This is a genomic window from Deferribacter abyssi, assembly GCF_049472655.1.
Classification (GTDB): Bacteria; Chrysiogenota; Deferribacteres; order Deferribacterales; family Deferribacteraceae; genus Deferribacter; species Deferribacter abyssi.
Genome location: NZ_JAQNCS010000033.1, coordinates 1 through 4,843 on the forward strand (window position 1 = coordinate 1; position 4,843 = coordinate 4,843).

Annotated in this window: 3 protein-coding genes and 1 pseudogene; all 4 read left to right on the plus strand. The window is 27.2% G+C overall.

Annotated features, from left to right (window positions below; translation table 11 throughout):
* Positions 1-66 precede the first annotated feature (66 nt).
* Positions 67-1,131 (plus strand): cell division protein ZapE, encoded by a 1,065-nt coding sequence (zapE, locus tag OWK30_RS11380; RefSeq protein WP_423326589.1) that lies wholly within the window; start codon positions 67-69, stop codon positions 1,129-1,131.
* Positions 1,132-1,147: 16 nt separating this feature from the next.
* A complete protein-coding gene (locus tag OWK30_RS11385) occupies positions 1,148-1,912 on the plus strand; it encodes an inositol monophosphatase family protein (RefSeq protein ID WP_423326591.1) in 765 nt (254 codons plus the stop codon).
* Positions 1,902-4,271 carry a DUF4388 domain-containing protein gene (locus tag OWK30_RS11390; protein ID WP_423326593.1) on the plus strand — a complete coding sequence of 790 codons (2,370 nt, stop codon included), beginning with the start codon at positions 1,902-1,904 and terminating at the stop codon, positions 4,269-4,271. The genes OWK30_RS11385 and OWK30_RS11390 overlap by 11 nt, the downstream gene beginning before the upstream one ends.
* Before the next feature lie 327 nt (positions 4,272-4,598).
* Positions 4,599-4,843 (plus strand): annotated as a pseudogene (locus tag OWK30_RS11395) (PepSY domain-containing protein); the annotation flags it as partial.

The following is a 4,843-nucleotide window of genomic DNA, read 5'->3' on the forward strand; positions in this document are numbered from 1 at the left end:
AGTTTTGGTTGCTTGATTTTTTTAGATCAATTAATATTGCAACAAAAATCAATTTGAGAGGAATAAATGATTGGTGTGGATTATGAACTAAGATTACCTGATTTAAACTTTGATGTAAGTGTTGAAATTAGTCTTAAAAACTTAAAACCTCATCCAAAATTTAGTAATTGTTCTTTTGAAAATTACTATCCAGATGAAAAATACCCTTCTCAGCATTTTGTTAAACAGATGCTTTTTGAAAAGATCAGTAAATACAATGATTATAAAAACAGACCAGTAATTAGAAAAAAATCTCTTTTTTCCTTTCTGACTAAAAGCGAGGATAATGGTAATAGAAGTTTTAAAAATGCTTATTTAGATGGTGGTTTTGGTGTTGGTAAAACTCATTTACTAGCTGCATGCTACAATGTAGCAAAGTGTAAGAAAGCATTCATGTCTTTTTCGGAATTATGCTATTATATAAATTACATAGGATTAAATGAGAGTATAGAAATTTTTTCAGATTATGACTTACTTTTGATAGATGAATTTGAAATTGATGATCCTGCTACTGTGAGAATAATGGCAAAGTTTTTTTCAGAACTGAACGAAGATACTTTGATTATAACTACATCTAATACTTTGCCAGGAGATTTGGGGAAAAACAGGTTTCAAGCTGATGAGTTTAAACGTGAGATGGGTGTTATTGCAAATACTTTTAAAGTTGTTATTGTTGAAGGTGAAGATTATCGTAGTAAAAAAGAGATTTGGAAAAGAACGTTGGATAGGAAACCGTTTGAAGTTGTTTATGGTGAATACATACCTTCTTCAGATAGAAAAAAAATGATTGTAAGTTTTGATGAATTAATGGTTCAGCTTGAGCAAGTTCATCCTTTTAGGTTTTTTGTTATACCAGAGAATGCTGATGCTATTTTTATTAGAGATATGAAACCATTTCCTCTTTTAAATAGCGCATTGAGATTTACTCATTTTGTAGATTTATGTTATTATTATAATACTAGATTATTTATTAAATCAGAGTATGATTTAAAAGATATATTTAGTGAGGAAATGCTTGAATCTTGTTTTGAAAAGAAATTAAAAAGATGTATTTCTAGATTAAGTGAACTTGGAATTTTTTATCATAATTAAATAATTGGAGAAGATTGTGATTGATTTTTTAAAAGAAATTGTAATACAGGCTGGTAGTATTATAAGAGAAAATTTTAATAAGTCTAACACTGTTCATTATAAAGGGAAGATAGATTTAGTGACTGAAATAGATATTGAAGTTGAAGAGTTTATTAAGAATAGATTAGAAACAATTTCAAAGGATTTCAATATTATTGCAGAAGAATCCTTTGATGGATATTTACCTGATGATAAACTGGTATTATTAGATCCAATTGATGGAACTACAAATTTTGTACATGGCTTTCCTTTTGTAGCTATTTCTTTGGCACTGTTAGATAAAGAGTATGAATGTGGTATTGTTTATAATCCTATTTTAAATGAGATTTTTACTGCTGAGTCAGGTAAAGGTGCTTATTTAAATGGGGAGAGAATTTTTGTATCTAAGACAGATAATTTAGAGAGATCTTTAATTGCTACAGGATTCCCTTATTCTTCAGTAGTAGAAAATATTGATAACTTATTGAAATTATTATCTAAGGTGTTAAAAAATACAAGGGGAATAAGAAGAGCAGGTTCTGCAGCATTAGATTTATGTTATGTCGCAAAAGGGGTATTTGATGGTTACTATGAGTGTAATTTAAAACCATGGGATGTGGCAGCTGGTAAAATTATTGTGAAAGAGGCTGGAGGAGAAGTTTTAAATATGGAAGGTGATTTTTACAATTTTAATGATAGATTTATAATTGCTACTAATAAGATTATAACAGAAGATTTACTAAGGTTGTTAAATGGCTTTTAATTCACAATTAATAGGTGATTTGAAATCAATTTCAGTTCCAGATGTTTTTCAGTGGGTTTCTCAAAACAGGAAATCGGGTTTTCTTTTTTTTCAAAGGGAAACAGAGGAAATTAAAGTATTTTTTTCTGATGGCAATATTATTAATACGACATCTAACATTTCAGAGTTTTTACTAGGAAAGTATTTGATAAGGTATAATAAGATTGATAAAAAAAAATTAGCAAATATTCTGAAAATTCAAATAAAAGAGAAGCGACCTTTAGGACAATTGTTAATTGAAAAAGGTTTTATTACTAAAGATGAATTAAATGATTTAATCAAACAACAAATTATTGATATTACGATTTATTTATTAGGATGGGATAAAGGTTATTTTTATTTTGAAGAAAAACGTTTTAGTAAGAATCTAGATTTTGCTATTAGTGTTGACGAGATTTTGTTTGAATGTGTCAGGCGGAAAGATGAATTGGATTTGTTTAAAAAAGCACTGGGTGAGAGCGACATAATTAAATTAGTTGATTTGCATGGAATTTCCGAAGATTTGCAAAAACTAATAGATGGTAAAAGATGTATAAAAGAAATATTATTTGAGATAGGTAGTGATCATTTTGAAACTTATAAAAAATTATATCAACTTTACTTAGATAAAAAAATAGAAAAAATAGGTAAGAAAAAATATAAAGAAGATCCCACTTTAAGCTTTTTGATAGCATTAGAACTTTATGGTAAAGGGAGGATTTATGAATCATACAACATTACTAAAAATCTTTATAATGAATATAAGAATAGTCAAATTATCAAGAATTTCTATCAAAATCTTGTGATTTTTGTAAATAATTTTTTTGAGAAGAGAATGGGAGGAGAAAATTCTTGTTTTAAGGTAAACAGCTATAAATTATTAGATCAAAGAATTTTTTTAACTCCTAAAGAAGGTTTCATTTTGTCTAGGATAGGTGATTACCCTTGTTTTGATGAGTTATATAAAGTTGTTAATATTGAAAAAACTGAGCTTAAATTAATTTTGATTAAGTTACATAGATTAAATTTGATAATGTTAAAAGAGATTAGACGTAAAGAAACGAAAGAACTAGAAGAAGACTCACTATTGTCTTTATTATATATAATGAAGAACGAACTAACTGGAGCATTAGAGATTATAAATGAAAAATTTACAAGTGTATTCTTTTTTGAATCTGGAAAATTTAAGTTGGGTTATTCGTTTTCGGAAAATTATAATTTTGGTAAATATCTACATAATGTTAAGGATATTTCTTTTGAAGATGAAAAAGATTTTAGTAAAATATTAAGTTATATTATAGATCAAAGTATTTTAAGTATTGATGAATTGAAAAGAGTTCTTGAGATTTATGATAATATGTTAATTCAAGAAGTTATAAAAACAAAATCAATTTCAAATATATTTATTTTCAATGAAAAATTTTCTTTTGATATAAGTATTTCATTAAATATTTTTTATTTAATTTTGTTTGTTGTTTCTGGTTATAATATTGATGTTAATATAGATTTTGATTTGAATCAGAGTTATGAGTTAACGGTGCTTACAAAAGAATTATTGGACATGGTTGAAGGTTATCAAGCGATTGTAAGAATATTGGATAATTTTGATAACAATAAATTGGACAAAGAAGTTTTAAGACAGTTTAATAATAGTGAGATAAATATTTTGAAAATTTTATATTATCTTGATTTTATTAAACCTGTTAGTCAGGATGATATAGATGTTGAAGAATTGAAGGAATATTTAAATAATTTATCAAAAATGACACCTTATGAGATATTTGGAGTAAATAAAGATGATTTTAATATTGATGATATAAAAAAAGTGTATGTCAATCTAACAAAGAAGTATCATCCAGATTTATATCAAGATAAACAAAAAAAAGCTCTTGCGGAAGAAATATTTAGAATAATAAAGGAAGCTTTTGATTTACTTACTTCAAAGGATAAAGAAAAGGAAAGTGAATTAAAAATTGATGCTAAAAAGATATTTTTAGCTGAACAATTGCTTACAAGTGGTAAAGTTTATTTAAATATGGGACGTATCTCTGATGCTGTGGATTCTTTTATGAAAGCGTATGAGAATTTTGGACAAGATGATGAGATTAAATGTTATTATGGACTAGCCCTTATAAAATTAGGTCGCTTTAAAGATGGATATAAAATATTGAAGAGTATTGATTTTACAAAATTTAATGATCCAAATCTTTATTTTGCTTTTATGGATGCATCTGTTAAGTTAGGTGAGAAAGAGAAAGGAAGAAAAATATTAAATAAATTTTTGTCTGAGTTTAAAAGTCTTGGGAAAAAAGCCGAGCTTTATAAGCGTAAGTTATTGTAGTTTTTTATTATTATAATTATATGTTGTCATTGAATAAGCATATACTAACTTGTTAATAATATGTTTATCCTATTAATACTCAAGGTAACAGTATTTTTTTCTTATTTAAGAAATTTGATAGCAAAGAATTAGTTTCTTCATATCCTACCTATTTTGTGTGTATTATTTATACAGTTGTGTAAAAATTACACAGTTTTCAAACATATAACGACAACTCTTTTCTTTTGTTATCAATGTGTTACCCATTTATGGCATTTTGGCACATAATATGCTTCTAGTATAAGTGCTTAGGGCAAAAAAATTAAAAAATACCAAGGAGGTATAGTTATGAAAAAATTATTAATGTTAGCAACTGTCCTGATTTTTGGAGCTACTTTAGCTATTGCACAAGGACCAGGTTTTGGCAGAGGTTATGGTTACGGCATGGGACCTGGAATGATGGGACCTGGGTACAATCAAGGAACTTTACCACCTGGACCTGGATATGGAATGGGGCCTGGAATGATGGGACCAGGATATAACCAAGGTTATGGATACGGACCAGGATATTGCATGGGATACGGTGCTGGTTT

Bases quoted from the DNA above. Each gene is read 5' to 3' on its own strand.
- zapE (WP_423326589.1), top strand. From the start codon at position 67: ATGATTGGTGTGGATTATGAACTAAGATTACCTGATTTAAACTTTGAT.
- OWK30_RS11390 (WP_423326593.1), top strand. From the start codon at position 1,902: ATGGCTTTTAATTCACAATTAATAGGTGATTTGAAATCAATTTCAGTT.